Source organism: Kytococcus schroeteri (assembly GCF_002847825.1).
Lineage (GTDB): Bacteria > Actinomycetota > Actinomycetes > Actinomycetales > Dermatophilaceae > Kytococcus > Kytococcus schroeteri.
Map to the genome: position 1 here is coordinate 42,916 of NZ_PKIZ01000013.1, position 26,504 is coordinate 69,419.

Consider the following 26,504-nt stretch of genomic DNA (forward strand, 5'->3'; position numbering starts at 1 on the left):
CCACCGGTACCCTGCGGTGTCCCCCGCAGAGCAGGAGCAGCACGTGACCCTTCCCGACCTCACGGCCGACCAGCGTCGGGCCGCTCTGGACGCCGCCGTCGCCGCCCGCCACCGGCGGGCCGAGGTCAAGGCGGCCGTCGCCCGGGGTGCCCTGAGCATCGGGGAGGTGCTGCAGGCCGCCGAGCACGACGAGGCCGTGGCCAAGATCCGGGTGTCGGTGCTGCTGGAGTGCCTGCCCGGCATCGGCCCGGTGCGTGCCGGTCAGGTGCTGGCCGAGCTGGGCATCGCCCCCTCGCGCCGGCTGCGCGGCCTGGGCGTGCACCAGGTGGCCCGGCTCAGCGACCGCTTCGCGGCGGTGGCGCGGTGACCGCCGACGCGCCCCAGCGGCGCCTCGTGGTGCTGGCCGGCCCCACGGCGGTGGGCAAGGGGACCGTCTGCCAGTGGGTCCGTGAGCACCACCCCGAGGTGTGGGTGTCGGTGTCCGCGACCACCCGCGCCCCCCGGCCCGGCGAGGTGGACGGCTCCACCTACCACTTCGTGACCCCACAGGAGTTCTCGCGGATGGTCGAGGACGGGCGGATGCTCGAGCACGCCGTCGTGCACGGGGTGCACTCCTACGGCACCCCGCGCGACCCGGTGGAGAGCGCGTTGGAGCAGGGCCGTCCCGCGCTGCTGGAGATCGACCTCCAGGGGGCCCGCCAGGTGCGTGAGGCGATGCCGGACGCTCTCTTCGTCTTCCTCGCCCCGCCGAGCTGGGACGAGCTGGTGCGCCGCCTCGTGGGCCGGGGCACCGAGGACGCCGAGGAGCGGGAGCGCCGCCTGGCCACCGCCGAGCGCGAGCTGGCCGCCCGGGACTGGTTCGACGTCAGCATCGTCAACGAGTCCGTCGAGCGTGCCGGTGCCGACCTCGTAGACTTGCTCCTCGACCCGCCGCCGGTCCCCGCCGACCGCCGGGTTCCCTGACCACCCGCCGACCCGCCTCCCGCCCGCCGGGAGGCCCGTGCGACGACGCCGTCGCCACCACCGCCCCGATCCAAGGAGGATCCATGTCCGGCACCAAGGCCGCCCCCATCGGCGTGACCAACCCGCCCATCGACGACCTGCTCAAGCACGTCGACTCCAAGTACGCACTGGTCATCTACTCGGCCAAGCGAGCCCGCCAGATCAACGCCTACTACGCGCAGCTCAAGGAGGGCCTGCTGGAGTACGTGGGCCCGCTGGTGGAGGCCGAGGCCTCCGACAAGCCGCTCTCGGTGGCGCTCAAGGAGATCAACGCCGACAAGCTGGTCCGCACCGTGCGCACCGACGTGCCCGAGCTGGGCGAGGACGGCGTGTCCGAGGAGCCCGAGGAGATCACCGCGGTCGCCGACTCCACCGACGAGGTGGCCCCGGCCGAGTCCGTCGACGTGGTCGAGGACACGCAGGACGCGGACGGCACCGACGAGGCCTGATGCGCGTCGTCCTGGGGGTCGCCGGCGGCATCGCCGCCTACAAGGCCGCGAGCCTGTGCCGCCTGTTCACCGAGGGCGGGCACGACGTGCGCGTACTGCCCACGGCGGCGGCGCTGCGCTTCGTGGGCGCCCCCACCTGGGAGGCCCTCTCCGGGCACCCCGTGGCCACCGACGTGTTCACCGACGTGCCGTCGGTGCAGCACGTGCGCGTGGGCAAGGAGGCCGAGCTCGTGGTGGTGGCCCCCGCGACCGCCGACCTGCTGGCCCGGATGGCCGCCGGCATGGCCGACGACCTGCTGACCACCACGCTGGTCACGGCCACCTGCCCGGTGGTGGTGGCCCCGGCCATGCACACCGAGATGTGGCAGCACCCGGCCACGCAGGCGAACGTGGCCACGCTGCGCTCCCGGGGCGTGCACGTCATCGAGCCCGCGAGCGGGCGCCTGACCGGCAGCGACACCGGCCCCGGCCGCCTGCCGGACCCCGAGGTGATCCACGCCGAGGCGCTGGCGCAGGTGGGGGCCGCGGCCGCGGGCTCCGGTGAGCTGCCGTGGGCCGGTCGCCGCGTGGTGGTGAGCGCCGGCGGGACCCGGGAGGCCCTGGACCCGGTGCGCTTCCTGGGCAACGCCTCCTCGGGGCGCATGGGGATGGCCGTGGCCCGCGCCGCACGCGACCTGGGCGCCGAGGTGACCGTGCTGCAGGCGGCGGTCGAGGTGCCCGCGCCGGAGGGGGTACGGGTCGTGGAGACGCCGAGCGCCGCCGACCTCGAGGCCGCCGTGGGACGGGAGTTCCACGAGGCCGGGGCGGACCTGCTGGTCATGGCCGCCGCCGTGGCCGACTACCGGCCCGCGCAGGTGGCGACCACCAAGATCAAGAAGCAGGACGACGGTGCCGGGCTCACCCTGGAGCTCGAGCGGACGCCCGACGTGCTCGCCGGGGCCGTGCGCCGCCGCGACGCCGAGGCCGCGCAGCACCCGCAGGAGCGACGGCAGGTGGTGGTCGGCTTCGCCGCGGAGACCGGCGACGAGCACGGCTCGGTGCTCGACCACGCGCGCGCCAAGCTGGCCCGCAAGGGCGTGGACCTCCTCGTGGCCAACGAGGTGGGCGTGGGCGTGGTCTTCGGGCAGGAGGACACCACGGTGCACCTGCTCACCCCCGACGGCCCGGTGCGCACGGTGGGCCCCGTGTCCAAGGACGAGGCCGCCCGGGCGGTGTGCGAGGCCGTGACGCCCCTGCTGGGCTGAGCTGCAGCCGGGCCGAGGTCGTCGGTGGAGGGGTCTAGGCTGTCGCCCGCGTCAACCCGGCGCACCCGTCAGACAGCAGCCGCTGCACAAGGAGCACCCATGGCACGTCTCTTCTCGTCCGAGTCCGTCACCGAGGGACACCCCGACAAGATCTGCGACCAGATCAGCGATGCGATCCTGGACGAGATGCTGCGGCAGGACCCGGACGCGCGGGTGGCCGTGGAGACCATGGTCACCACCGGGCTGGTGCACGTGGCCGGCGAGGTGCGCACCTCGGGGTACGTGGACATCCCGCGGGTGGTGCGCGACACCATCATCAAGATCGGCTACGACAGCTCCGAGAAGGGCTTCGACGGACGCACCTGCGGCGTCGAGGTGAGCATCGGCGACCAGAGCGTTGACATCGCCGCCGGCGTGGACGACTCCTTCGAGGCCCGGGAGGGCGCCTCGGAGAAGTACGACCGGCAGGGCGCCGGTGACCAGGGCCTGATGTTCGGGTACGCCAGCGACGACACCCCCGAGCTGCTGCCGCTGCCCATCTCGTTGGCCCACCGGCTGAGCAAGCGCCTGGCCCAGGTGCGGCAGGACGGCACGCTGGACTACCTGCGCCCCGACGGCAAGACCCAGGTGACCGTCGAGTACGACGGTGACCGCCCGGCGCGGCTCGACACCATCGTGCTCTCCACGCAGCACGCCCCGGGGGTGCCGCTGGAGGCGCTGCTCACCCCCGACCTGCGGGAGCACGTCATCGGGCCGGTGCTGGAGAACCTCGCCGAGTCGGGTGTGGAGCTCGACACGAGCAGCACCCGCCAGCTCATCAACCCGACGGGCATCTTCACCATCGGTGGGCCCATGGGCGATGCCGGGCTCACCGGGCGCAAGATCATCGTGGACACCTACGGCGGCATGGCCCGCCACGGCGGTGGCGCCTTCTCCGGCAAGGACCCGTCGAAGGTGGACCGCTCCGCCGCCTACGCGATGCGGTGGGTGGCCAAGAACGTGGTGGCCGCGGGGCTGGCCGCGCGCTGCGAGATCCAGGTGGCCTACGCCATCGGTGCCGCGCGCCCGGTCGGCCTCTACGTGGAGACCTTCGGCACCCACACCGTGCCGGTGGAGCGCATCGAGCACGCCATCGACGAGGTCTTCGACCTGCGCCCGGCGGCCATCGTGGACGCGCTGGGCCTCAAGCGCCCGATCTACCTGCCCACCTCGGCCTACGGGCACTTCGGCCGGACCACCGCCAGCGGCGTGGCCCGCGCCTTCCCGTGGGAGCGCACCGACCGGGTGGAGGCGCTGCAGCGCCTGGCGCACGCCTGAGTGGCGCCGTGGAGGAGGGCCTGCTCCCGGTCCCCGGCCTGGCCGTGCAGCGCACGGCCCCGCCGGGGGTGGGGGAGCTGGCCGCCTCGCACCCGGTGGCCCGGGTGCTGGTCTCCGGCGGCCTGCCGCACCTGGACCGGCCGTTCGACTACGTGGTGCCGGCCGACCTCGACGACGACGCGGTGCCCGGCGCGCGAGTGACCGTCACCCTGGCAGGGCGGACCGAGGACGGGTGGATCACCGAGCGCCTGACCGCCAGCGACCACCCCGGCCAGCTCTCGCCGCTGCGCTCGGTGGTCTCGCCGCTGCCCGTGCTCACGCCCGCCCTGCACGCCACCTGTGCGGCCGTCGCGGCCCACTACGGCGGCACCGTGGCCGACGTGGTGCGCCTGGCCGTCCCGGCGCGCCACGCCACCGAGGAGAGGGCAGCCCTCGCCCTGGGGGAGCCGGGGCCCGTCGAGCGGCCCGTCGCCCCGACCCCGGGACCCGCGTGGACCGGCGTGCCGGCCGCCGGGGCGCTGCTGGCCCGCATCGCGGCAGGGGAGCACCCGGCCGCCGCCTGGGTGGCCACGCCCGACGGGGGCGACCCCGCGCGCCACTGGGCGCACGGGCTGCTGGACCTCGCGGTGGCCGCGGCGGCCTCCGGGCGGGGCGCGCTCCTGCTGGTGCCCGACGACGCCGACGTGCAGACCGTGCTCGACCTCGCCGGCACCCGCTCCGAGGCCGTGCTGGGAGGGCTGGTGGGACTCACCGCCTCGCAGGGTCCGCGGGCGCGCTACGCCGCCTGGGTGCGGGTGCTGCTGGGGCACGCACGCCTGGTGGTGGGTACGCGGTCGGCGGCCTTCGCCCCGGTGGCCGACCTCGGGGTGGTGGCCTGGTGGGACGACGGCGACGGGTCCTGGTCCGAGCCGCGCACGCCCCGCCCGCACGTGCGGGAGGTGGCCGCCGCGCGCGCCCGCATCGAGGGCGCCGCGCTGGTCTCGGCCGGGCCAACGCGCACCGCCCGCGTGCAGTCCTGGGTGGAGTCCGGGCGGATGGCCGACCTCGCGCCGGCTGCGCGGGCCGCCCGGGCCGCGGCGCGGGTCCACGTGGCCGGCGAGGGGGTGGACCAGGAGCGCGACGCCGCGGCCCGGCGGGCGCGGATCCCCTCGGTGGCCTGGCAGGCCGCCCAGCGTGCCCTGCAGCACGGGCCGGTGCTCGTGCAGGTGCCACGCACCGGGTGGTCGGGGGCGGTCCGCTGCCGGGAGTGCGGCACCGCGGCCGCCTGCCACCTGTGCCCCGGGCACCTGGTGCAGCCGGGCGCGGGGCAGCCACCGCAGTGCGGCACCTGCGGCGAGGCGCCCCGTCACTGGGCCTGCACCCGGTGCGGGGGCCAGCGGTGGCGTCCTGCCGCGCCGGGCACGGAGCGCACCGCCCACGAGCTGGGCCGCGCCTTCCCCGGGGTGCGGGTGGTGACGAGCACCGCCGCCTCCCGCGTGGCCACGGTGGGGCCCGAGCCGGCGCTGGTCATCGCCACGCCGGGCGTGGAGCCCCGCCCCGAGGCCGGGTGGGCGGCGGCCCTGGTGCTGGACGGTGCGGTGACCCTGGAGCTGCCGGTGGCCGATGCCGAGGCGCAGGCCCTGCGGCGGTGGGTCTCCGGCACGGCCTCGGTGCGCCCGGACGGGCCCGGCATCGTGCTGTGCGGCGTGCCCGCCCACGCCGGCATCGACGCCGTGGAGGCCATGGTGCGGCGCGACCCGGTCTGGTACGCCCGCCGCCTGCTGGCCGAACGGACCCAGGCGCACCTGCCGCCCGCGGTCTCGCTGGTGCACCTGGTGGGGCACCGGCAGGACGTCGAGGGGTCCCTGCAGGAGTTCACCGCCGCTCTGGACGCCGCCGAGGTGGTGGGGCCGGTGCCGGTGGGTGCCGCGGCCCTGCCCAGCCGGTGGGACGACCTCGACCCCGAGCAGGCCGCCCAGGCCTGGGTGCGCGTGCCGTGGGCGCACCACGCCGAGCTGGCCCGCACGGCCCACGACCTGCGCGCCCACCGGTCCGCGCGCCGCGCCACGGGACAGCTGGTGATGACCGTCGACCCGGAGGACTGGGTGGCTCCGTAGACTTGCTCCTCGTGCGCATCCTCTTCGCCGGAACCCCGGACGTCGCCCTGCCCGCCCTGGACCACCTCGTGGCCGCCGGCCGGGCAGCGGACGGACCCGACCGACCCGAGGTGGTGGGGGTGCTGACCCGGCCCGACGCCCGCGTGGGGCGCGGCCGCAAGGTGCGCCCCAGCCCGGTCAAGGAGCGGGCCACCGAGCTCGGCCTGCCGGTGCTGGAGAGCGACCGGCCGTGGGAGGACGACACCCTGGCGGCCCTGCGCGAGCTGGCGCCGGACGTGGCCGGGGTGGTGGCCTACGGCGCGCTGCTCCCGGCATCGGTGCTGCAGGTGCCCGCGCACGGCTGGGTGAACCTGCACTTCAGCCTGCTGCCCGCCTGGCGGGGGGCGGCGCCGGTGCAGCGCGCGCTCATGGCCGGGGACGAGATCACCGGGGCCACCACCTTCGTGCTCGACGAGGGCATGGACACCGGCCCCGTGCTGGGCACGCTCACCGAGGCCGTGCGCCCCACCGACACCGCCGGCGACCTGCTGGACCGTCTGGCCCACGCCGGGGCGCCGCTGCTCACGCAGAGCCTCCTGGGCCTCGTGGACGGCTCGCTGCAGCCGATCGCCCAGCCGGCCGAGGGGGTCTCGCGTGCGCCCAAGCTGACCGTGCCGGAGGCGGAGCTCGACTTCGCGCTCCCGGCGTTCGCCGTGGCGCGGACCGTGGCCGGGTGCTCCCCGGCGCCGGGGGCGTGGACGACCTTCCGGGGCAACCGCCTCAAGGTGCTGCGTGCCGCAGCCGGCCCGGCCGTGACCGACCTGGCGCCCGGCCGCATCACCGTGCGCGAGGGGGCGGTGCTGGTCGGCACCGCGGCCGGCGCGCTGCGCCTCGTCAGCGTGCAACCGCCGGGCAAGCAGGAGATGGATGCCGACGCCTGGGCACGCGGTGCCCGTTTCGACGATGAGGAGGTCCTCGGTGGCTGAGCAGGAGATCACCCGGTCCCGGGGCGGGCCCCGCCGGGACGACCGCCGGGGCGAGCGGCGAGGTGGCCCGCAGGGCCAGCGCCGCGAGGGCGGCCCCCGCGGCGAGCACGGGCGCAGCGCCCACGCCCCCCGGCAGCGCTCCCGCAAGGCCGACGCCCCGCGCACCGCCGCCTGGCACCTGCTGGGGGGCGTCGACGAGGGGGCCTACGCCAACCTCGAGCTGCCCCACGTGATGCGCCGCTTCCGCCTCTCGGGCCGCGACGCCGCGTTCGCCACCGAGCTGGCCTTCGGCACGGTGCGCAGGCAGGGCTTCTACGACCTGGTCATCGCCAGGGCCACGGGCCGCGAGGTCGAGGGCCTGGACCCCGAGTTGCTGCGCACCCTGCGGCTGGGCGCCCACCAGGCCCTCTCGATGCGGGTGCCTCCCCACGCGGCGGCCGACCAGACCGTGGCCCTGGCCCGGTGGGTCAACGGCTCCGGCCCGGCCCGCCTGGTGAACGCTGCCATGCACCGCATGACCGAGAAGGACGCCGAGGCGTGGATGGACGAGGTCACCGAGGGCCTGTCCGGTCCCGACCTGCTCGCCGCCCGCCACTCCCACCCCACGTGGATGGTGCGTGCCCTCATGGCCGGCCTGCTCGACCGCGGCCGCCCCGCCGAGGAGGTGGAGGCGCTGCTGGAGAGCCACAACACCCCGGCGCTGGTCTCCCTGGTGGCCCGACCCGGCTGGGTGGAGGTCGACGAGCTCCTCGAGCAGCCCACGGTGGAGGACGGCCGCTGGGCGCCCACCGCGGTGACCCTCACCGAGGGCGCTCCCGGCGGGATCCGTGCCGTGGAGGAGGGCCGCGCCGGTGTGCAGGACGAGGGCTCCCAGCTCGCCGCCCTCGCGCTGGCCGGCGCCCCCACCCTCGGTGAGGACACCGGCGCCTGGCTCGACCTGTGCGCCGGCCCCGGCGGCAAGGCTGCCCTGCTGGCCACCACCGCGCACCGCCGTGGTGCACGCCTCGTGGCCAACGAGGTGCACCAGCACCGCGCCGACCTCGTGGAGCGTGCCCTGCACCCGGTGAACGTGCCCGAGGCCGACCAGCCCGAGGTGGAGGTGGTGGTCGGCGACGGCGCCGAGTACGCCACCGCCCACCGGGACGCCTTCGACCGTGTCCTGGTGGACGTGCCGTGCACCGGGCTGGGGGCGCTGCGCCGCCGCCCGGAGGCCCGGTGGCGCCGCCAACCGGCCGACCTGGCCCAGCTGGCCCCCACGCAGCGTGCGCTCCTCGGCGGAGCCCTCGACGCGGTGCGCCCCGGCGGAGTGGTGGCCTACGTGACCTGCTCACCCCACCCGGCCGAGACCTCGGTGGTGGTGGACGACGTGGTGGCCCGCAGGGGCGACGCGGAGCTGCTGGAGGTGGCGCCCGTGCTGCGCGAGGTGGCCCCCGCCCTGGCGGACGCCGAGCTCGAGGTGGCGGCCGGCGCCAAGGGTGCCCGTGCCACCTCGGTGCAGCTGTGGCCGCACGTCCACGGCACCGACGCCATGTACATCGCCCTGCTGCGCCGCACCCCGGAGGCCTCATGACCCGCCCCCTGCACGTCCACCCCAGCATCCTGGCCAGCGACTTCACGCGGCTGGGGGCCGAGCTGCAGCGCATCGTGAGCGCCGACGCCGCCCACGTGGACGTCATGGACAACCACTTCGTGCCCAACCTCACCATCGGCCTGCCGGTGGTGGAGGCCCTGCAGAAGGTGACCCCGGTGCCGCTGGACCTGCACCTCATGATCGAGGAGGTGGACCAGTGGGGACCGCGCTACGCCGAGACCGGCGCGCACTCGGTGACCTTCCACGTGGAGGCCAGCCGCGACCCCCGCCAGCTGGCGCGCGACCTGCGCTCGGCCGGCTCCCGCGCCGCGATGGCGCTCAAGCCGGGCACCCCCTTCGCGGACTACGCCGACCTGCTGCCCGAGCTGGACATGGTGCTGGTGATGACCGTGGAGCCCGGCTTCGGCGGGCAGTCGTTCATGCACGACCAGCTCGAGGTGGTGCGCGAGGTGCGCCGGGCGGTGGGGGAGTCCGGGCTCGACCTGGCGATCCAGGTGGACGGCGGCGTGGACGCCGACACTGTGGTCGACGCCGCCGCGGCCGGGGCCGACGTGTTCGTGGCCGGGTCGGCCGTGTTCCGCGGTGACGACGTGGCCGGCGCCATCGCCGACCTGCGGGTGGGTGCCCTGCGAGGGGCGCGCAGCCAGGGCGACGGCGAGCCGGGGAGCGGCCGATGAGCCGCCGGTCCGCGCCCGACGCCGCGCCCGACGCCGCGCCCACCCCGGACGCCCTGCGCCCCTTCGTGCCCCGGCGCGGCCGGTGGGTGGCCATGGGCTCGGCGGTGGTACTCGTGGTGATGTTCACCGCCATCGCCGTGCTCGCGCCCGGGTTCACCCCGGTGGACCGCACGATGACCGTGCTGGCCGGCCTGGGCATCGCGGCCTTCCTGTGGCGCTACGCGATGATCCGCGCGGTGCCGGACCGGCAGGGCATGACCGTGCGCAACCTCTTCACCACGCAGCGCGTCGAGTGGTCCGAGGTGCGCGGTGTGGTCTTCACCCCCGGCGACCCGTGGGTGCGCCTGCAGCGCACCGGTGGGCAGGAGGACCTCGCCGTCATGGCCGTGCAGGCCGCTGACGGGGAGGCCGTCTCGCAGGCCGAGGCGAGCCGCCTGGCCGGCATCGTCCAGGCGCTGCGCGGCTGAGGCGCGGAGGCCCGCGCTGCGGACGGAGCGGCTCAGTCCTCGTCGCGGGCGGCGTGGCGGTCCCGGTAGCGGGAGGGCACGCGGACCCGTGCCTCGCCGTAGGACAGCCCGGTGACCATGTACATGTCCACGATGATGGAGCGCACCTGGGCGCGGATCACCTCGGCGCTCAGCGAGGGGTCGTCGGCCTGGTGGTTGCTCAGCTCGGCGAGCTCGCCGAGTTCGAGGCGCACCGACCCCATCGAGTCCGGGTCGTCCAGGGCGTCGACGAGCAGGGCGGCCACGTCGGCGGCCTCGGCCACGAGCTCCACGTAGGCGTGCGGGACGGGTTCCCCCTCGAGGATGGCCACGTCGGCGCGGCGTACCAGCACGCGGGCGTTGCGCACCAGCCGGTCCAGTGCCGTGACCTGCCGGTCCATGCCGCGCAGGTCGCGGCGACGGCGCCACTGCCAGGGCACGGTGTGGGCGATGGCCGAGCCCTCCTCCACCTGACTGCGCATCTCGCTGATGAGCCGGTCGGTGTAGCGGGCGTCGCGCAACGCCTCGCCGACGATCTTCTCGTCGCGCTCGCTCAGGCCGTGCGCGGTGCGGTCGAGCAGGCGGGAGACCTCCCGGGTGAGGCGGCGCGCCACGCGGCGCGGCTTGTGCAGCGGCGACATCGGGTTGAGGGCCGCGATGGCCACGGCCACCAGCCCGCCGATGACGGCGTCGACCCAGCGGGAGAACGCCCCACCGGGCAGCACGGTGGCCGTGGCCACCACCACGCCCTGCACGCCGGCCTGGATGGTGAGCAGGCTGCCGGCTCCCCAGACCGAGGCGGCCACCATCGCGAGCATGGCGATGAGGGCGGTCTGCCACGCCCCCGCGCCCAGGAAGTGGAGGATGAGCTCGCCGGTGAAGATGCCGGTGGCGGCGCCGGCGGTGATCTCCAGGGCCCGGGTGATGCGCTGCCCGAAGTTCATGCCCAGGCAGACCACGGCCACCACGCCGGCGAAGATCGGGGCCTCGTGACCGAACACGTGGTGGGCCACCCACCACGCGATGCCGGCACCCGCCGAGGCCTGGAGGATGGGCAGTATCCGCTCCTGGAGGTGGTCACGGCGGCGACGGGCGGCGGAGGCCGACCAGCGCCGGGCGCGTTCGAAGGCCCGGAGCTGCCGGGCGGCCTCGCCCTGCACCCTGATGCTGCCGGTGGTCGTCCGCCGGACCGGCGTTCCGCTCACGCCCTGCTCCTCTCCTCGTCGACGCCTGACCGCTCCACGAGCTGGTCGTGGTGCGGGGGGTGGGCGGCCAGCAGCCGGTCCTCGGCCCGGGCCCAGCCGTGCCACCATGGTGGGGTGCCGGGCGCGGTGCTGGTGGCGTCCTCGCGCCGTGCCACCGCGGTGCGCCGCAGATCGGCGGGGGCCTGCAGCCAGACCACGTGGTCGTAGGCCCCACGGGCCGGTGGGGCCGAGCAGCCCACACCCTCCACCACCACAACACCGGTGGGCGGCAGATCCATCCGGCCCAGGGCGGTGTACCGCTCGACCGCCCAGTCCCAGCGGGGCCAGGTCACCGCGGTGGCGCCCTCCCGCAGGGGGCGCAGCACGTGCCAGTCGAGCAGCGCGGGGGCCGCCGTGAGCCCCTCCCAGCCGGGGTAGAGCTCCTCCACGGCCACCAGCCCCACGTGGTCGGTGGGCACGCCCAACCGCTCGGCGGCGTGGGCGCGGAGGTGGGCCGCGTAGGTGGTCTTGCCGGAGCCGGAGCGTCCGTCGACGGCCACGAGCACCGGACGCCCCCGACCCACCCGGTGCGCCACGGCCGCCCAGGTCTCCCGGACGGCCGCGGCGGTCACCGGGTCGGCACCCACCTCAGAGGGCCCGCCGGTGGGCGCGCAGGGCCGCCACGTCGGCCGGGTCGCCCTCGAGGGTCACGCGGGCGGCGTCCTCGCGGCCGAAGGAGAAGAGCAGCAGCTCCACCGGCTCCCCGGTCACCACCACGGTGTTCCGCCCCGCCGGGGGACGGCGCACGGCGGCCCGCCCGGTGCCGGGGGCCACGAGCACCACGCCCACCGGCGCCTTGCGGTGGGTCAGGCGCGCGGCCCGGGAGACCGCGGCCCAGGCGGCCTGCTGGAGATCGGCGTCCTCCCGGGGCTCCCAGCCCGGGGTGGCGCGGCGCGCGTCCTCGTGGTGCACCACGTACTCGGCGATGTTGATGGCCGGTCCCACGCCGGGCAGGGCGAAGGGCATCCACGGTGCGGGCCCACGGGAGAAGGTGGCCAGCAGGGTTCCCCAGTCCCGGGCGGCGAACTCGTCCTGCACCGCGGCGGTGTGGGAGCGGGCCGGGCCGGGCAGCCCGATGCCGGGCAGCACGTCGGGACGGCGCTCTCGCACCACCATGTGGGCGAGCATGTCGCGGGTGGTCCACCCCTCGCAGAGCGTGGGGGCGTCGGGGCCCAGCGAGCGCAGCGTGGCCACGAGGGCGGCACGCTCGCGCTCCACCAGGGCGGCGGTGCTCGGGCGGGTGTCGGAGGACGGGTTCGCGGACGCGGTGGGAGCCATGCGGCCATCCTGTCACCGCCGACCGACAACCTGCTGGACGGTGCCCGGGCGCCGGCTGGGAGGGCTCCCGCAGGAGGTCGTCGGTGCTGCGTGAGAGTGTGAGGTCCACGTCACCCACCTGTCCACGGAGGTCCCTCGTGCGCGTCGCCACCGGCCGGTCGTCCACCGACCTGCTCACGGAGCAGGTCTCCGGCGTGGAGGCCCTCGCGGTGGTGTGGCGCGGCATCCGCCGGGAGCCCGGCTGGTTCACCCTGGCCGTGCTCGGCTCCGTGGTCTGGGCGGGGTCCATCGTCGGGGTTTCCCGCGCCGTCGGCTGGGCGGTGGAGCACGTCGTCGAGCCGGCCGCCGGGCAGGGTTCGGTCACCTGGCGGGCGGCCCTCACCGGCTTCGCCGTCGTCCTGGGCGCCTACCTCCTCCAGGCGGCCTCGATGCTGGTGCGGCGCCTCTCGGCGGGCCTCGTGACCTTCCGGCTGGGTGCCACCTACCGGCGGCTCGTCACGGACGCCTACCTGCGCCTGCCGCTCTCGTGGCACCGGCGGCACCCGGGCGGGCAGCTGCTGAGCAACGCCAACGCCGACGTCGACACCACCTGGCGCATCTTCATGCCCCTGCCCATGTTCGTCGGAGTGCTCTTCCTGCTGGTCTTCGCGGGGGTCTCGATGAACCTGGTGGACCCCCTGCTGGCCGCGGTGGGGGCCGTCGTCTTCCCCGTGCTGGCGGCGCTGAACATCTGGTACCAGCGGGTGATGTCGCCCCGGGCGCAGACCACCCAGGAGCTGCGCGGCGAGGTCTCGCGGGTGGCGCACGAGAGCTTCGAGGCCGGGCTGCTCGTGAAGTCGATGGGGCGGGAGGACGCCGAGGCCGGGCGCTTCGGTGCCAGCGCCACCGACCTGCGCGACGCGGCGGTCTCCATGGGCCGGGTCCGTGGCCTGTTCGACCCCCTCATCGAGGCCCTGCCGCAGGTGGGCACCCTGGCCGTGCTCGTGGTGGGCACCTGGCGGGCGTCCCACGGGCACGTGAGCACCGGCGAGGTGGTGCAGGTGGCCTATTTGTTCACCATGATGGCCATGCCGGTGCGGGCCCTGGGCTGGACGCTCTCGGAGGCCCCGGCATCGGCGGTGGGCTGGCGACGGGTGCAGGCCGTGCTCACGGCCCCGACCGGTCCGGCGGCCGGGACCCGCCGGCTGCCGGGGACGGGCGGGCTCGCGGTGCGCGTGCGCGGACTCGTCCACGCCCACGAGGACGCCTCGGACGACCCGGCGCTGCGGGGCGTGGACCTCGACCTGCCGGCGGGCTCCACGGTGGCGCTCGTGGGGGCCACCGGGGCGGGGAAGTCGACGCTCGCCTCGGCGGCGCTCGGACTCGTGCGGCCGACCGCGGGCACCATCGAGTACGACGGGGTGCCGCTGGAGGAGGTGGCGCCCGAGGCCCTCGTGGGGGCGGCCTCCCTGGTGGAGCAGACGGCCTTCCTCTTCGACGACACCGTCCGCTTCAACGTGGCCCTGGGCGCCGACCTCGGCGACGAGGAGCTCTGGGCCGCCCTGGAGCTCGCACAGGCGGCCGACTTCGTGCGCGCCCTGCCCGACGGGCTCGACCAGCAGGTGGGGGAGCGGGGCGGCTCGCTCTCCGGCGGTCAGCGCCAGCGCATCGCCCTGGCCCGCGCCGTGGTCCGCCGCCCGCGGTTCCTCGTCCTCGACGACGCCACGAGCGCCCTCGACCCGGCGGTGGAGCAGGCCGTGCTCTCCCGGCTGCGGGAGGCCCGGGCGGGCATGACGGTGCTCGTAGTGGCCTACCGCATGGCCACCATTGCGCTGGCGGACACGGTCGCCTACCTCGAGGACGGCCGGGTGGTGGCCACCGGCTCTCACGCCGAGCTCATGGCCAGCCAGCCCGGCTACGCCCGCGTGGTGGGGGCCTACGCCGTCGACCACGCCCAGCGGCAGGAGCAGGACGGGGGCCGGGCATGAGCACGCGGACGCAGGAACCTCTCGAGCAGGGCCGTGGGTCGCGGATCGGTGTCTCCGAGGCGGGGACGCTCGCCACGGTCCGACGTGGCCTCGCGCTCTCCCCGGAGCTCACGCGCGGGTTCGGGCTCACGCTCTTCCTCGCGGGGCTGGCCACCCTCGGTCGCCTCGCGGTGCCCGTGGCCGTGCAGCAGGGCACCGACCACGGGCTGCTCGCCGAGGGCGGCCCCGATGTCCGGTACACCCTGCTCATGGCCGGCGCCACGGCCCTGGTGGTGGTGCTGCTCTCGGCGGCCACCTACGCCGTCAACGTGCGGCTGTTCACGGCGGCCGAGAGCGGGCTGGCCACCTTGCGCACCCGCGCCTTCCGCCACATCCACGACCTCTCGGTGCTCACCCAGAGCACGGAGCGGCGCGGCGCGTTGGTCTCCCGTGTGACCAGTGACGTCGACACCATCAGCCAGTTCGTGCAGTTCGGCGGCATCATGCTCATCCTGTCCGTGGGGCAGGTGCTGGCCGTGACCGTGCTCATGGTGCTCTACAGCCCGTGGCTCGCCCTGACCGTGTGGCTGACCTTCCTCCCGATGCTGCTGGGCATCCGCCGCCTGCAGCCGTTCGTGGGACGCGGGTACACCCGGGTGCGCGAGCGGGTCGGCACCATGCTGGGCGCCATCACCGAGTCGATCGCCGGCGCCTCCACCATCCGGGCCTACGGCATCCAGCAGGTCACGCGGGAGCGCACCACCGAGGCGGTGCTCGCCCACCGGGCCGCGGCCGTCCGCGCCCAGACCCGCACCGTGACCGTCTTCACCCTGGGCATGCTCTCCTCCGGCGTCGCGGTGGCCGCGGTGGTGGGCGTGGGCGCCCTGCTCGTGGGGCGCGGCTGGATCAGCCTCGGCGAGATGGTGGCCTTCGTCTTCCTGGTGCAGCTGTTCACCGCCCCGGTCAACCAGGCCACGGAGATCCTCAACGAGCTGCAGAACGCCGTGGCCTGCTGGCGGCGCGTCATCGGCATCATCGACACCCCGGCCGACGTGGCCGGCCCCGCGGACGGCGTCGAGAGCCCCCGCGGCCCGGCCACCGTGACCTTCGAGGGGGTGTCCTTCGCCTACCCCCGCAGCGGGCGGGTGCTCCACGAGGTCGACCTGGCCTTCGAGGCCGGGCGGCGGCACGCCATCGTGGGGGAGACGGGGTCGGGCAAGACGACCGTGGCCAAGCTCATGACCCGGCTGCAGGACCCGGCCCAGGGCGCGGTGCGCCTCGACGGCGTGGACCTGCGGCAGATCACCTTCGCCTCGCTGCGGCGGCGCATCGTGCTCGTGCCCCAGGAGGGCTTCCTCTTCGACACCACGCTCGCGGAGAACCTGCGCTTCGCCGCGCCTGAGGCCACCGACGCCGAGCTGCTGGCGGCGGCCGACGAGCTGGACCTGCGGGACTGGGTGGACACCCTGCCGGCGGGCCTGGGGACCCCCGTGGGGCAGGCCGGGGAGTCGCTCTCGGCGGGGGAGCGTCAGCTCGTCGCCCTGCTGCGGGCCCGGCTGGCCGACCCGGACCTGCTCGTGCTCGACGAGGCGACCTCCGCGGTCGACCCCGGCACGGAGGTGCGCGTGCAGCGGGCGCTCGAGCAGCTCACGCAGGGGCGCACGTCCGTGGCCATCGCGCACCGTCTGTCGACCGCCGAGAACGCCGACGTGGTGGTCGTGATGGACTCGGGCCACGTCGAGGCGGTGGGGCACCACCGCGAGGTGCTCGCCGCGAGCCCGACCTACCAACGCCTGCACGCCTCCTGGGCGGCGCAGCGAGAGGACGTGAGATGACCAAGTCCCGTGTCGTGCTGACCGGCCTGGCCCTGTGCGGCCTGCTGGGCGTGCTGCTGACGACCACCTGGGTGTCCGGGACGCCCAGCGGGGGTCTCGGGGGCGGTGCTCCGGTGGAGCTCACGGGCTCCGAGGCCAGCAGCCTGGTGCGCCCCGCTCTGTTCACCGCCGTGGCGGGCCTGCTCGTCGCCGCCTTCCTGGGGCCGGTGGCGCGCCGGGTGGCCGGGGTGGTGGTGACGCTCTCGGGGCTGGCCGTGGCCTGGGCGGCGGCCGCCCTGCTGCTGGACCCCGAGGGGCCGGTCACCGCCCGCGCGGCCGAGGACTGGGGCCTGGCCGGCGGCGCTGCGGTGCACGCCGACGCGACCGCCTCCTGGGCGCCCTGGGTGGCGGCCCTGCTCGGTGTCCTGCTCGCCCTGGTGGGCGTGGCCGTCCTGGTGGCCCGCTGGCAGGGACTCGGCGCCCGGTACGAGCGCCGGGGGCAGGCGACCCGGACGGAGGAGCCCCTGTGGGACAGCCTCAGCCGCGGCGAGGACCCGACCTGAGATACTGACCCGAGCGCAACCCGCACGTCCCGAGAGGAACACCCATGACCCAGGCCCCGCACGCCCCGCAGCACCCCACCCGTCTGCCCGAGCCGCCGGAGGTCCACGAGGACCACGGCCACAGCACCGCGGCGTGGACCGGCACGATCCTCATGATCGTGGGCTCCGTCGTCATCGCGCTGGGCATCGTGCTGCCGAACGACGTGATGACCTACGCCGGTGTGGCCCTCACCGTCGTCGGTGCGCTCGCCTGGCCGATCATGGCCAAGATGGGGTTCGGCAGCAAGCACGGCCAGTGAGCGGCACGGTGCTGGACGCCATCGTCGACGGCGTCCGCGAGGACGTCGCCGCACGAGAGCGTGCAGTGCCCCTGAACGCCCTGGGCGAGGCCGCGGTGGCCCCGCCCCGCCCCGTCCTGGAGGCTCTCCGCACGCCGGGCGCCTCGCTCATCGCGGAGATCAAGCGCCGCAGCCCGAGCAAGGGCGACCTGGCGCCGATCGGGGAGCCGGCCGACCTGGCCCGCACCTACGCCGGCGCCGGGGCCGCGGCCATCTCCGTGCTCACCGAGGAGCGCCGCTTCGGCGGGTCCCTGCAGGACCTCGTGGCCGTCCGCGCCGCGGTGGACACGCCGCTGCTGCGCAAGGACTTCCTCGTCGGGGAGTACCAGGTCCGTGAGGCCCGCGCCGCCGGGGCCGACCTCGTGCTGCTCATCGTGGCCGCCCTGGACCAGCCCCTCCTGGCCGACCTGCTGGCCCTGACGCACGAGCTCGGCATGGAGGCCCTCGTGGAGGTGCACGACGAGGAGGAGCTCGAGCGCGCCATCACGGTGGGCAGCCGCATCATCGGCGTGAACAGCCGCAACCTGAAGACCCTCGAGGTGGACCCTGCCACCCCCGCCCGCCTCGTGCCGCAGGTGCCCGGTGGCGTGGTGGCCGTGAGCGAGTCCGGCATCCGCACCCCGCAGGACGTGCGCACCGCCGTGTCCGCCGGTGCCCGCGCCGTGCTCGTGGGCGAGGCGCTGGTCACCGCCGCCGACCCGGCCGCGGCCGCCGCGGGGCTCGTCGCGGCGGGTGCCGCCCCGGCCGACCCCACCCCCTCCGACCCGATGGGAGGAACCAGCCGATGACGGACCTCTTCAGCCCGCAGTTCGGCGAGTTCGGCGGCGCCTACGTGCCCGAGGCGCTCACCGCGGCCCTCACCGAGCTCGACGCCGAGTTCGAGCGCGCCCTGGCCGACCCGGAGTTCGTGGCCCAGCTGCACGGCCTGCACGCCACCTACACCGGCCGCCCGAGCCCGCTCACCGAGGCCCGCCGCCTGTCCGCCCACGTGGGGGGCGCGCGGATCTTCCTCAAGCGCGAGGACCTCAACCACACCGGCTCGCACAAGATCAACAACGTGCTCGGCCAGGTGCTGCTCGCCGAGCGGATGGGCAAGACGCGCGTCATCGCCGAGACCGGCGCCGGCCAGCACGGCGTGGCCACCGCCACGGCCGCGGCCCTCCTCGGCCTGGAGTGCGTGGTCTACATGGGTGCCGTGGACACCCGCCGCCAGGCCCTCAACGTCGCCCGCATGCAGCTGCTGGGCGCCGAGGTGGTGGCCGTCGAGCACGGCTCGGCCACGCTCAAGGACGCCATCAACGAGGCCATGCGCGACTGGGTCGCCAGCGTGGACACCACCCACTACGTGCTGGGCACCGTCACCGGCCCGCACCCCTTCCCGACGATGGTGCGCCGCTTCCACGAGGTGATCGGCGCCGAGGCCCGCGAGCAGGTCCTCGCTGCGGTCGGGCGCCTGCCGGACGTGGCCGTCGCCTGCGTGGGCGGCGGCTCCAACGCCATCGGCCTGTTCTCCGGTTTCCTCGACGACACCGAGGTGGAGCTCGTCGGCTGCGAGGCCGGCGGCGACGGGGTGGACACCGGCCGGCACGCGGCGCGCTTCGCCACGGGCCGCCCCGGCGTGCTCCATGGCGCCGCCACCTACGTGCTCCAGGACGAGGGTGGCCAGACCCTGGAGACCCACTCGGTGAGCGCCGGTCTGGACTACCCGAGTGTCGGCCCGGAGCACAGCCACCTGCACACCACCGGGCGCGCCCGGTACGTGGCCGTGACCGACACCGAGGCGATGGACGCCTTCCGGCTGCTGTGCCGCACCGAGGGGATCATCCCCGCCATCGAGTCCGCGCACGCCGTGGCCGGGGCGGTCGAGGAGGCGCGCCGCCTGGGCCCCGAGGGCGTGGTGCTGGTGAACCTCTCCGGGCGCGGCGACAAGGACGTGGACACCGCGGCCCGCTGGTTCGGGCTCGTGGACGCCGACGGCGAGGCCCACCCCGAGGGCGACGAGGACACCGACGAGAACCCTGCACAGGGGGTCGAGGCATGAGCAACCTGCTGGACGAGCGCTTCGCCGCCTGCCGCGAGGCGGGCCGGGCGGCCCTGGTGGTCTACCTGCCGGTGGGCTTCCCCGACGTGGAGACCTCCCGGGCCGCGATGGTGGCCGCCGTGGAGGCCGGCGCCGACGTCATCGAGATCGGCATCCCGTACACCGACCCGGTCATGGACGGCCCCGTCATCCAGGACGCCGCCGACCGCGCCCTCGAGCAGGGGGCCAGCGTGGACGACGCCCTGGAGTGCGCCCGCGCCGTCGTGGACGCCGGGGGCGTGCCGGTGGTCATGAGCTACTGGAACCCGCTGCTGGCCCGGGGCGTGGAGCGCCTCGCCGGCGAGCTGGCCGGGGCCGGGGTGGCAGGTGTGATCCTGCCGGACCTGCCGCCCGAGGCCGCCGGTGCCTGGCACGCCGCGGCCGCGGAGCACGTTCTGGCCACCACCCACCTCGTGGCGCCGAGCACCACCCCGGAGCGGGCGGCCACCATCACGGCGGCGTGCAGCGGCTTCGTCTACGCCGCGAGCACCATGGGCGTCACCGGCGCCCGGGCCACGGTCTCCCACGCCGCCGAGCAGGTGGTGGAGCGGATCCGTGCCGTGAGCGACCTGCCCATCGGGCTGGGTCTGGGCGTGTCGTCCGGCGAGCAGGCCCGTGAGGTCGCGCGCTACGCCGATGGCGTGATCGTCGGGTCGGCGGTCGTTGCCGCGCTCGGGGCCGACAGCGGCCTGGACGGCAACGCGGCGCGCGAGGCGGACCCCGCCGCTCCGGACACCGCCTCCGTGGGAGCATCGGCTCCCAGCGGGCAGTCAGGTTCCGTTCCTACCTTCCCCCGCATGACGGCGCTGGTGCGTGAGTTGGCCGGCGCCCTGGACCACTGATCAGGAGAACTCGCATGCCCGTGGACACCTCGCCCCGCCCCAGCAGCGCCCACCGACCGAAGAACTCCTCCGGCGGGGGCGTGAGCAAGGCGCTCATCGCCCTCATCGCCGCCCTGCTCGTCGCCGCCCTCGTGGTGGTGGGCATCTGGGCCTTCGGCAAGAAGGACGACAAGCCCTCCTCCGACGAGAGCAGCACCTCCACCTCGTCGGGCGATGGGTCGGCCGCCCCGGCCAAGACGCCCAAGGGAATGAAGGCCGACAAGACCGGTGTGGTCGTGGGTAAGGCAGGCCGCCCGGAACTCGCCATCTTCGAGGACTTCCAGTGCCCGATTTGCAAGGATTACGAGGATGCCTTGGGCGATGAGATCAGCAAGCGTGTCGACGAGGGCAAGCTCCAGGTGACCTACCACCCCAAGACCTTCCTCGACGGTGGCATCCCCGGTGAGAACTCCGAGCGAGCCACGTCGGCCGCCTACTGCGCGCAGGACGCCGGCAAGTTCCGCGAGTACCACGACGCCATCTTCGCCAATCAGCCCCCGGAGGGTGAGGGATACACAGACGATGACCTCAAGAAGTTTGGCAAGGATGCCGGCATCCAGGGGGACGCGCTGAAGACCTTCGAGAAGTGTGTCGACGACGGGACCTACCGTGAGTTCGCCCTGAAGGCCGAGGCGTACTCCAATGAGGTTGGCGTGAAGGGCACCCCGACCTACTACCTCAACGGTGAGCTCTTCGAATTCGGCGACAAGGAGGAGTTCATCGCCAAGCTCGACGAGGCCGGTGCTCCCAAGAAGTCCGACGCCTCGGCCACGAAGTGACCCCACCGGCATCCATCCCCAGCCCCACCCAGTCCGTGTGGTGGCTGGGGCCCCTCCCGGTCCGCGCCTACGCCCTGTGCATCCTGCTGGGCGTGGGCGCGGCCCTGTGGTTGACCACCCGTCGCTGGGTGGCCCGGGGCGGTGCGGCCGACGACGTCCTCGACGTGGCCATGTGGGCGCTGCCCCTGGGGCTCGTCGGCGGGCGGCTGTACCACGTCATCACCTCGCCGGAGGCGTACTTCGGCGAGGGGGGCGAGCCGCTCAAGGCCTTCGCCGTCTGGGAGGGCGGCCTGGGCATCTGGGGCGCCGTGGCCCTCGGTGCCGTGGGGGCGTGGCTGTGCTGCCGCCGCCGCGGCTGGTCGTTCGGCTCCTTCGCCGATGCCGTGGTGCCCGGGCTGCTCGTGGCGCAGGCGTTGGGCCGGTTCGGCAACTGGTTCAACAACGAGCTCTACGGCGGCCCCACGGACCTGCCGTGGGGTCTCACCATCCACGCCTGGGACCAGTCCGCCGGCCGGGCCCGGGTGGACGCCACGGGCGACCCGATGGTGCTGGGAACCTTCCACCCGACCTTCCTCTACGAGGCGCTGTGGTGCCTGGCGATGGCGGGGCTCGTGCTGTGGCTCGACCGCATCCGCTCCTTCGCCGCCGGGCAGGTGGCCGGGCTGTACCTGATGCTCTACACGCTGGGGCGCTTCTTCATCGAGATGATGCGCACCGACGAGGCCAACACCTTCCTGGGCCAGCGCGTGAACGTGTGGGTCTCCGCGGCGGTGTTCGCCCTCGGCGCGTTCCTCTACTGGCGGGCCGGGCGCTCCGGCGAGCCGAGCCGCGCACGCGTGTGACCCAGGGGGCCCGTCCACGACAGGATGGGCCCCATGCGTCGCGCCAAGATCGTCTGCACCCTGGGCCCCGCCACCTGCACCGAGCCGGTCCTGCGCCGGCTCGTGGAGGCCGGCATGGACACCGCCCGTCTCAACATGTCGCACGGCGACCACGCCGAGATGGCCGGGTGGATCGCCACGCTGCGGCGCCTGGAGGCCGAGTCCGGCCGGGCCCTGGCAGTGCTCGTGGACCTGCAGGGGCCCAAGATCCGCACCGGCACCTTTGCCGACGGGCCGGTGGAGCTCACCGCCGGCCAGACCTTCACGCTGACCACCCGTGAGGTCGAGGGCACGGCCGAGGAGGTCTCCACCACCTACGCGGGCCTGCCCGGCGACGTGGAGCCCGGCGACACCCTGCTGCTGGCCGACGGCGCACTCCAGCTGCGGGCCACCGAGGTCACGGACACCGACGTGGTGACCACGGTGGAGGTGGGCGGCGAGCTGGGCGACCACAAGGGCATCAACCTGCCGGGGGTGGCCGTCAGCGTGCCGGCACTGGGGGAGAAGGACGCCGCGGACCTGCGGTGGGCGCTCGACCAGGAGGTCGACCTCGTGGCGCTGTCGTTCGTCCGGTCGCCGCAGGACGTGCAGGACGTGCACGCGGTGATGGACGAGGTGGGCCGCCGGCTGCCGGTGGTGGCCAAGATCGAGAAGCCGCAGGCCCTGGAGCGCCTCGAGGAGGTGGTGGAGGCGTTCGACGGCATCATGGTGGCCCGCGGCGACCTGGGTGTGGAGATGCCGCTGGAGGACGTGCCGGTGGCCCAGAAGCGGATGGTGGACCTCGCCCGTCGCCGCGCCAAGCCTGTCATCGTGGCCACGCAGGTGCTGGAGTCGATGGTGCACAACCCCCGCCCGACGCGCGCCGAGGCCTCGGACTGCGCCAACGCGGTGCTGGACGGCGCGGATGCCGTGATGCTCTCGGCGGAGACCTCCGTGGGGGAGCACCCGGTGGAGGCGGTGGAGGTGATGACGCGCATCATCGCCAGCACCGAGGAGCACGGCCTCCAGCGGATGCGGGTCCTGGCGCAGGTGCCGGACACGGTCACCGGGGCGGTCACCTCGGCGGCGGTGCAGGTGGGCCACCAGGTGGGGGCGGCGGGCTTCGTCGTGTTCACCACCACCGGGTCGTCGGCCCGGCGCCTGGCCCGCACGCGTCCGGCGGAGCCGCTGTGGGCCTTCACGCCCGACCCGGCGGTGCGGCGCCGGCTGGCGCTCACCTGGGGCGTGCGGCCGGTGCTCGTGCCGCAGGTCGGCGGCGTCGAGGAGATGGTGGAGCAGGTGGACGCCGCCCTGGCCGGGCAGGAGGGGCTGACCGCGGGGGACCTCGTGGTGGTGGTGACCGGGACCCCCATCGGTGTGCCGGGGAGCGTGAACACCCTGCGCGTCCACCGTCTCGGCGGGGAGGGCTGAGCGCACCGGTGCGCGGGGGGCCGGAGCGGCCGGGGCTCCGCCGTTACACTGGCCCGCGCCGCGCGCCGGTGTGGTGGAACGGCAGACACGGAGCACTCAAAATGCTCTGCCCGCAAGGGCGTGCGGGTTCGAATCCCGCCGCCGGCACCCGACGAGACGCCCGCCCGACCAGATGGTCGTGGCGGGCGTCCGTGTGCACGGAGCGCTCAGCCCTTGGGCGCGCTGAGCAGCGAGCAGGTGAGACGGCTGGTGCACACCCGCTTGCCGGCGTCGTCGGTGATGACGATGTCGTAGCTGGCCGTCGTGCGACCGCGGTGCAGCGGGGTGGCCACGGCGTGCACGTGCCCGGTGCGCCCGGCACGGTGGTGGGTGGCGCTGATGTCCACGCCGACGGCGGCGCGCTGCGGCCCGGCGTGGAGGGCGGCCGCGATGGAGCCGACGGTCTCGGCGAGCACCACGCTCGCCCCGCCGTGCAGCAGACCGTACGGCTGCGTGTTGCCCTCCACCGGCATCGAGGCCTCCACGCGGTCGGCATCGGCGTGCGTGATCTCGATGCCCATCTTCTGCGCCAGCGCGCCGGGGCCGAGGGAGAAGACGCGCGAGAGCTCCTCGGCCACGGCGTTCGGGGTCTGGGACTGCGGGGTGCTGTCGGTCACGGGGCCTCCTGGGGCGGTTGTGGTCGGTGCGTGCCGGGCGGGCCGGTGGGTGTCGGTGCAGGGGCTTAGGCTGCCACGCGTGACTCGCCTGCTGCTGCTCGACGGACACTCGCTCGCCTACCGCGCCTTCTTCGCCCTGCCCGCGGAGAACTTCTCCACGGCCACCGGGCAGCACACCAACGCGGTGTACGGGTTCACCTCCATGCTCATCAACGTGCTGCGTGACGAGCAGCCCACCCACGTGGCAGTGGCCTTCGACCTCTCCCGGCAGACCTTCCGCACGCAGGAGTACGCCGAGTACAAGGCCGGCCGCGCCAAGACGCCCGACGAGTTCGCCGGGCAGGTCTCGCTGGTTCAGGAGGTGCTCGACGCGATGGGGATCGCGCACGTGGGCGTGGAGGGCTTCGAGGCCGACGACGTCATCGCCACGCTGGCCACGCAGGCCGGCCAGCAGGGCATGGAGGTGCTCATCTGCTCGGGCGACCGCGACGCGCTGCAGCTGGTGGACGATCGCACCACCGTGCTCTACCCGCGCAAGGGCGTCTCGGACCTGGCCCGCATGACCCCCGAGGCCGTGGAGGAGAAGTACGGGGTGCGCCCCGAGCGCTACCAGGACCTCGCCGCGATGGTGGGGGAGTCGGCCGACAACCTGCCCGGCGTTCCCGGCGTGGGGCCCAAGACCGCGGCCAAGTGGCTGGGCCTGCACGGCGACCTCGGCGGCATCGTGGACGCCGCGGACACCATCAAGGGCAAGGCGGGGCAGTCCTTCCGCGACCACCTGGACCAGGTGCTGCGCAACCGCCGCCTCAACCAGCTGGTGCGCGACGTGGAGCTGCCGCTGGCCCTCGACGACACCGCGTGGGACACCTTCGACCGCGAGAAGGTGCACGAGGTGTTCGACGCCCTGGAGTTCCGGGTGCTGCGCGACCGGATGTTCGAGTACCTCGGGCAGGAGGGCGCCGAGACCGCCGACGCCCTGGAGGTGGAGGCTGAGCTGGTGGCCCCCGGCGCGCTGGCGGACTGGATCGCGGCGCACGGGACCGGCCTGGTGGGGCTGGAGATGGTCTTCCCCGCCCCACCGTCGGTGGCCGGGCGGCACCGCACCGAGCCCACCGGCATCGCGCTGGCGGCCGGCGAGGGCGACGACGCGGTCACCGGGTGGTTCGACCTGGCCGGCCGGACCCCTGCCGACGAGGAGGCGCTGCAGGGCCTGTTCACCGCCGGGGCGGAGCACCTGGCCGTGCACGACCTCAAGCGCGTGGTGCACGGGGCGCGGGTCATCGGGCTGCAGCTGGACGCCGTGGCCGTGGACACCGCCCTGAGCGCCTACCTGGTGCGCCCCGACCAGCGCTCCTACGACCTCGCGGACCTGTGCCTGCGCCACCTCCAGCGCGAGCTGCCGGCCGTGGAGGAGGACGGCGGCGCCGAGGCGCTGTTCGACGCCAGCGAGGTGGACGGCTCCACCGACGGCCTCACCACCGCCGCCCGCACCGCGGCGATCCGCGCGGTGGCCGTGCGCGAGCTGGCCCCGGTGCTCGCCCAGGAGGTCGAGGCCGTGGGTGCCGCCGGGCTGGCCCGTGACCTGGAGATCCCGCTGGCCCGGCACCTGGTGACCATGGAGGCCACCGGCATCGCGGTGGACAGCGACCAGCTGGCGGCGCTGGAGGAGGACTTCGCCGAGCAGGTGGCCGCCGCCCAGGCCGACGCGCACGCCGCCATCGAGGACGACTCGGTGAACCTCGGCTCGCCCAAGCAGTTGCAGGAGGTGCTCTTCGAACGCCTGGGGCTGCCCAAGACCAAGAAGACCAAGACCGGGTGGACCACGGACGCCGACGCGCTGGTGTGGCTCAGCGCCCAGGCCGAGGAGGGCTCGGCCGCCGAGGCCTTCCTGTCCGCGCTGCTGCGCCACCGGGACGTGACGCGCCTGCGTTCCACCGTGCAGGGCCTGCAGAAGTCCGTGGACGAGGACGGCCGCATCCACACCACCTACCAGCAGACCATCGCGGCCACCGGGCGCCTGAGCAGCGTGGACCCCAACCTGCAGAACATCCCCATCCGCACCGAGGCCGGGCGCCGCATCCGCGAGGTGTTCGTGGTGGGCGAGGGCTACGAGCAGCTCATGAGCGCCGACTACAGCCAGGTGGAGATGCGCATCATGGCGCACCTCTCCGGCGACGCGGGTCTCATCCAGGCCTTCAACGAGGGCGAGGACCTGCACGACTTCGTCGGCGCGCGCGTGTTCGGCGTGCCCGCCGACGAGGTGACCCCCGAGATGCGCGCCAAGGTCAAGGCGATGTCCTACGGCCTGGCCTACGGGCTCAGCGCCTTCGGCCTGTCCAAGCAGCTCGGCATCAGCACGCCCGAGGCCACCGCGCTCATGGACGAGTACTTCGCCCGCTTCGGCGGCGTGCGCGACTACCTGCGCGAGGTGGTGGACGAGGCCCGCAAGGTCGGCTACACCCAGACGATGCTGGGCCGCCGTCGTCCGCTGCCGGACCTGGCCAGCACCAACCGGCAGCGCCGGGAGATGGCCGAGCGGATGGCGCTCAACGCCCCCATCCAGGGCTCGGCGGCCGACCTCATGAAGCTGGCCATGCTCCGGGTGGAGGACCGTCTGGCCGCCGAGGGCCTGCGCTCGAGGGTGTTGCTGCAGGTGCACGACGAGCTGGTGCTCGAGGTCGCGCCCGGCGAGGTCGAGGCCACCGAGCAGCTGGTCCGCGAGGCGATGGGCTCGGCCGTGGAGCTCGACGTGCCGCTGGACGTGAGCATCGGCACCGGGCGCAGCTGGCACGACGCCGCGCACTGAGC

General features: G+C 74.8%; 25 protein-coding genes and 1 tRNA gene. 22 read left to right on the forward strand and 4 right to left on the reverse strand.

Going from position 1 to position 26,504, the window contains the following annotated elements:
- The first annotated feature begins 16 nt into the window (after window positions 1–16).
- From mihF to CYJ76_RS07715, 10 genes are all read left to right on the forward strand, one after another.
- The gene (gene mihF, locus CYJ76_RS07670) at window positions 17–367 is read left to right on the forward strand and encodes an integration host factor, actinobacterial type (protein WP_446685146.1); all 351 of its coding nucleotides are present in this window, start codon (window positions 17–19) and stop codon (window positions 365–367) included.
- On the forward strand, window positions 364–963 hold the full coding sequence (gene gmk / locus CYJ76_RS07675; RefSeq protein WP_101849730.1) for a guanylate kinase: 600 nt from the start codon (window positions 364–366) through the stop codon (window positions 961–963). The genes mihF and gmk overlap by 4 nt, the downstream gene beginning before the upstream one ends.
- 83 nt (window positions 964–1,046) lie before the next feature.
- Window positions 1,047–1,451 carry a DNA-directed RNA polymerase subunit omega gene (rpoZ, locus tag CYJ76_RS07680; RefSeq protein WP_101849731.1) on the forward strand — a complete coding sequence of 135 codons (405 nt, stop codon included), beginning with the start codon at window positions 1,047–1,049 and terminating at the stop codon, window positions 1,449–1,451.
- On the forward strand, window positions 1,451–2,695 hold the full coding sequence (gene coaBC, locus CYJ76_RS07685) for a bifunctional phosphopantothenoylcysteine decarboxylase/phosphopantothenate--cysteine ligase CoaBC (RefSeq protein WP_101849732.1): 1,245 nt from the start codon (window positions 1,451–1,453) through the stop codon (window positions 2,693–2,695). Before rpoZ ends, coaBC begins: the two co-directional genes overlap by 1 nt.
- 99 nt (window positions 2,696–2,794) lie before the next feature.
- Window positions 2,795–4,012, forward strand: a complete 1,218-nt coding sequence (gene metK, locus CYJ76_RS07690) for a methionine adenosyltransferase (RefSeq protein WP_101849733.1) — start codon at window positions 2,795–2,797, stop codon at window positions 4,010–4,012.
- 8 nt (window positions 4,013–4,020) lie between these two features.
- Entirely contained in the window at window positions 4,021–6,108 is a 2,088-nt protein-coding gene (locus tag CYJ76_RS07695; RefSeq protein WP_238138190.1) for a primosomal protein N' family DNA-binding protein, read from the forward strand.
- A gap of 11 nt (window positions 6,109–6,119) precedes the next feature.
- Complete coding sequence (gene fmt, locus CYJ76_RS07700; protein WP_101849770.1) at window positions 6,120–7,073, forward strand: methionyl-tRNA formyltransferase; 954 nt, start codon at window positions 6,120–6,122, stop codon at window positions 7,071–7,073.
- Window positions 7,066–8,643, forward strand: a complete 1,578-nt coding sequence (locus tag CYJ76_RS07705) for an RsmB/NOP family class I SAM-dependent RNA methyltransferase (protein WP_238138191.1) — start codon at window positions 7,066–7,068, stop codon at window positions 8,641–8,643. The genes fmt and CYJ76_RS07705 overlap by 8 nt, the downstream gene beginning before the upstream one ends.
- On the forward strand, window positions 8,640–9,341 hold the full coding sequence (rpe, locus tag CYJ76_RS07710; protein ID WP_101849735.1) for a ribulose-phosphate 3-epimerase: 702 nt from the start codon (window positions 8,640–8,642) through the stop codon (window positions 9,339–9,341). Before CYJ76_RS07705 ends, rpe begins: the two co-directional genes overlap by 4 nt.
- A complete protein-coding gene (locus tag CYJ76_RS07715; protein ID WP_101849736.1) occupies window positions 9,338–9,808 on the forward strand; it encodes a PH domain-containing protein in 471 nt (156 codons plus the stop codon). Before rpe ends, CYJ76_RS07715 begins: the two co-directional genes overlap by 4 nt.
- Before the next feature lie 32 nt (window positions 9,809–9,840).
- On the opposite strand, the gene CYJ76_RS07720 is transcribed toward CYJ76_RS07715, so the two are convergent.
- Genes CYJ76_RS07720 through CYJ76_RS07730 form a run of 3 tightly spaced genes read right to left on the reverse strand, consistent with a single transcriptional unit; the run spans window position 9,841 to window position 12,348 of the window.
- Window positions 9,841–11,031 (reverse strand): FUSC family protein, encoded by a 1,191-nt coding sequence (locus CYJ76_RS07720; protein ID WP_070705705.1) that lies wholly within the window; start codon window positions 11,029–11,031, stop codon window positions 9,841–9,843.
- Entirely contained in the window at window positions 11,028–11,642 is a 615-nt protein-coding gene (locus tag CYJ76_RS07725; RefSeq protein WP_083323676.1) for a nucleoside/nucleotide kinase family protein, read from the reverse strand. The genes CYJ76_RS07720 and CYJ76_RS07725 overlap by 4 nt, the downstream gene beginning before the upstream one ends.
- Before the next feature lie 16 nt (window positions 11,643–11,658).
- Entirely contained in the window at window positions 11,659–12,348 is a 690-nt protein-coding gene (locus tag CYJ76_RS07730) for a TIGR03085 family metal-binding protein (protein ID WP_101849738.1), read from the reverse strand.
- Window positions 12,349–12,485: 137 nt separating this feature from the next.
- On the opposite strand from CYJ76_RS07730, the gene CYJ76_RS07735 reads away from it, so the two are divergent.
- The 11 genes from CYJ76_RS07735 to CYJ76_RS07785 all read left to right on the forward strand — a co-directional run bounded on the left by CYJ76_RS07735 (window position 12,486) and on the right by CYJ76_RS07785 (window position 23,187).
- The gene (locus CYJ76_RS07735) at window positions 12,486–14,315 is read left to right on the forward strand and encodes an ABC transporter ATP-binding protein (RefSeq protein ID WP_101849739.1); all 1,830 of its coding nucleotides are present in this window, start codon (window positions 12,486–12,488) and stop codon (window positions 14,313–14,315) included.
- Window positions 14,312–16,129, forward strand: a complete 1,818-nt coding sequence (locus tag CYJ76_RS07740) for an ABC transporter ATP-binding protein (protein WP_101849740.1) — start codon at window positions 14,312–14,314, stop codon at window positions 16,127–16,129. Before CYJ76_RS07735 ends, CYJ76_RS07740 begins: the two co-directional genes overlap by 4 nt.
- Window positions 16,126–16,671, forward strand: a complete 546-nt coding sequence (locus tag CYJ76_RS07745; protein WP_101849741.1) for a Trp biosynthesis-associated membrane protein — start codon at window positions 16,126–16,128, stop codon at window positions 16,669–16,671. The genes CYJ76_RS07740 and CYJ76_RS07745 overlap by 4 nt, the downstream gene beginning before the upstream one ends.
- Window positions 16,672–16,715: 44 nt before the next feature.
- A complete protein-coding gene (locus tag CYJ76_RS07750; RefSeq protein ID WP_070703729.1) occupies window positions 16,716–16,970 on the forward strand; it encodes an HGxxPAAW family protein in 255 nt (84 codons plus the stop codon).
- Window positions 16,967–17,797 (forward strand): indole-3-glycerol phosphate synthase TrpC, encoded by an 831-nt coding sequence (gene trpC / locus CYJ76_RS07755; RefSeq protein ID WP_101849742.1) that lies wholly within the window; start codon window positions 16,967–16,969, stop codon window positions 17,795–17,797. Before CYJ76_RS07750 ends, trpC begins: the two co-directional genes overlap by 4 nt.
- Window positions 17,794–19,050, forward strand: a complete 1,257-nt coding sequence (gene trpB / locus CYJ76_RS07760; RefSeq protein ID WP_101849743.1) for a tryptophan synthase subunit beta — start codon at window positions 17,794–17,796, stop codon at window positions 19,048–19,050. Before trpC ends, trpB begins: the two co-directional genes overlap by 4 nt.
- A complete protein-coding gene (trpA, locus tag CYJ76_RS07765) occupies window positions 19,047–19,931 on the forward strand; it encodes a tryptophan synthase subunit alpha (RefSeq protein WP_101849744.1) in 885 nt (294 codons plus the stop codon). Before trpB ends, trpA begins: the two co-directional genes overlap by 4 nt.
- Before the next feature lie 14 nt (window positions 19,932–19,945).
- Complete coding sequence (locus CYJ76_RS07770) at window positions 19,946–20,749, forward strand: DsbA family protein (protein WP_101849745.1); 804 nt, start codon at window positions 19,946–19,948, stop codon at window positions 20,747–20,749.
- The gene (lgt, locus tag CYJ76_RS07775) at window positions 20,746–21,591 is read left to right on the forward strand and encodes a prolipoprotein diacylglyceryl transferase (protein WP_101849746.1); all 846 of its coding nucleotides are present in this window, start codon (window positions 20,746–20,748) and stop codon (window positions 21,589–21,591) included. The genes CYJ76_RS07770 and lgt overlap by 4 nt, the downstream gene beginning before the upstream one ends.
- Before the next feature lie 33 nt (window positions 21,592–21,624).
- A complete protein-coding gene (pyk, locus tag CYJ76_RS07780) occupies window positions 21,625–23,040 on the forward strand; it encodes a pyruvate kinase (protein ID WP_101849747.1) in 1,416 nt (471 codons plus the stop codon).
- A gap of 64 nt (window positions 23,041–23,104) precedes the next feature.
- Window positions 23,105–23,187 (forward strand) — tRNA-Leu (locus tag CYJ76_RS07785).
- 59 nt (window positions 23,188–23,246) lie between these two features.
- On the opposite strand, the gene CYJ76_RS07790 is transcribed toward CYJ76_RS07785, so the two are convergent.
- Window positions 23,247–23,696, reverse strand: a complete 450-nt coding sequence (locus CYJ76_RS07790) for a PaaI family thioesterase (protein WP_379804916.1) — start codon at window positions 23,694–23,696, stop codon at window positions 23,247–23,249.
- 79 nt (window positions 23,697–23,775) lie between these two features.
- On the opposite strand from CYJ76_RS07790, the gene polA reads away from it, so the two are divergent.
- Window positions 23,776–26,502 (forward strand): DNA polymerase I, encoded by a 2,727-nt coding sequence (gene polA / locus CYJ76_RS07795; protein ID WP_070704803.1) that lies wholly within the window; start codon window positions 23,776–23,778, stop codon window positions 26,500–26,502.
- Window positions 26,503–26,504: the final 2 nt, after the last annotated feature.

Excerpts from the sequence above, each read along its gene's own strand:
- CYJ76_RS07745 (WP_101849741.1), top strand. The coding sequence starts at position 16,126 with ATGACCAAGTCCCGTGTCGTGCTGACCGGCCTGGCCCTGTGCGGCCTG.
- CYJ76_RS07740 (WP_101849740.1), top strand. The coding sequence starts at position 14,312 with ATGAGCACGCGGACGCAGGAACCTCTCGAGCAGGGCCGTGGGTCGCGG.
- CYJ76_RS07730 (WP_101849738.1), bottom strand. The coding sequence starts at position 12,348 with ATGGCTCCCACCGCGTCCGCGAACCCGTCCTCCGACACCCGCCCGAGC.
- CYJ76_RS07770 (WP_101849745.1), top strand. The coding sequence starts at position 19,946 with ATGCCCGTGGACACCTCGCCCCGCCCCAGCAGCGCCCACCGACCGAAG.
- CYJ76_RS07715 (WP_101849736.1), top strand. The coding sequence starts at position 9,338 with ATGAGCCGCCGGTCCGCGCCCGACGCCGCGCCCGACGCCGCGCCCACC.
- metK (WP_101849733.1), top strand. The coding sequence starts at position 2,795 with ATGGCACGTCTCTTCTCGTCCGAGTCCGTCACCGAGGGACACCCCGAC.
- trpA (WP_101849744.1), top strand. The coding sequence starts at position 19,047 with ATGAGCAACCTGCTGGACGAGCGCTTCGCCGCCTGCCGCGAGGCGGGC.
- rpoZ (WP_101849731.1), top strand. The coding sequence starts at position 1,047 with ATGTCCGGCACCAAGGCCGCCCCCATCGGCGTGACCAACCCGCCCATC.
- rpe (WP_101849735.1), top strand. The coding sequence starts at position 8,640 with ATGACCCGCCCCCTGCACGTCCACCCCAGCATCCTGGCCAGCGACTTC.
- CYJ76_RS07750 (WP_070703729.1), top strand. The coding sequence starts at position 16,716 with ATGACCCAGGCCCCGCACGCCCCGCAGCACCCCACCCGTCTGCCCGAG.
- trpB (WP_101849743.1), top strand. The coding sequence starts at position 17,794 with ATGACGGACCTCTTCAGCCCGCAGTTCGGCGAGTTCGGCGGCGCCTAC.
- pyk (WP_101849747.1), top strand. The coding sequence starts at position 21,625 with ATGCGTCGCGCCAAGATCGTCTGCACCCTGGGCCCCGCCACCTGCACC.
- coaBC (WP_101849732.1), top strand. The coding sequence starts at position 1,451 with ATGCGCGTCGTCCTGGGGGTCGCCGGCGGCATCGCCGCCTACAAGGCC.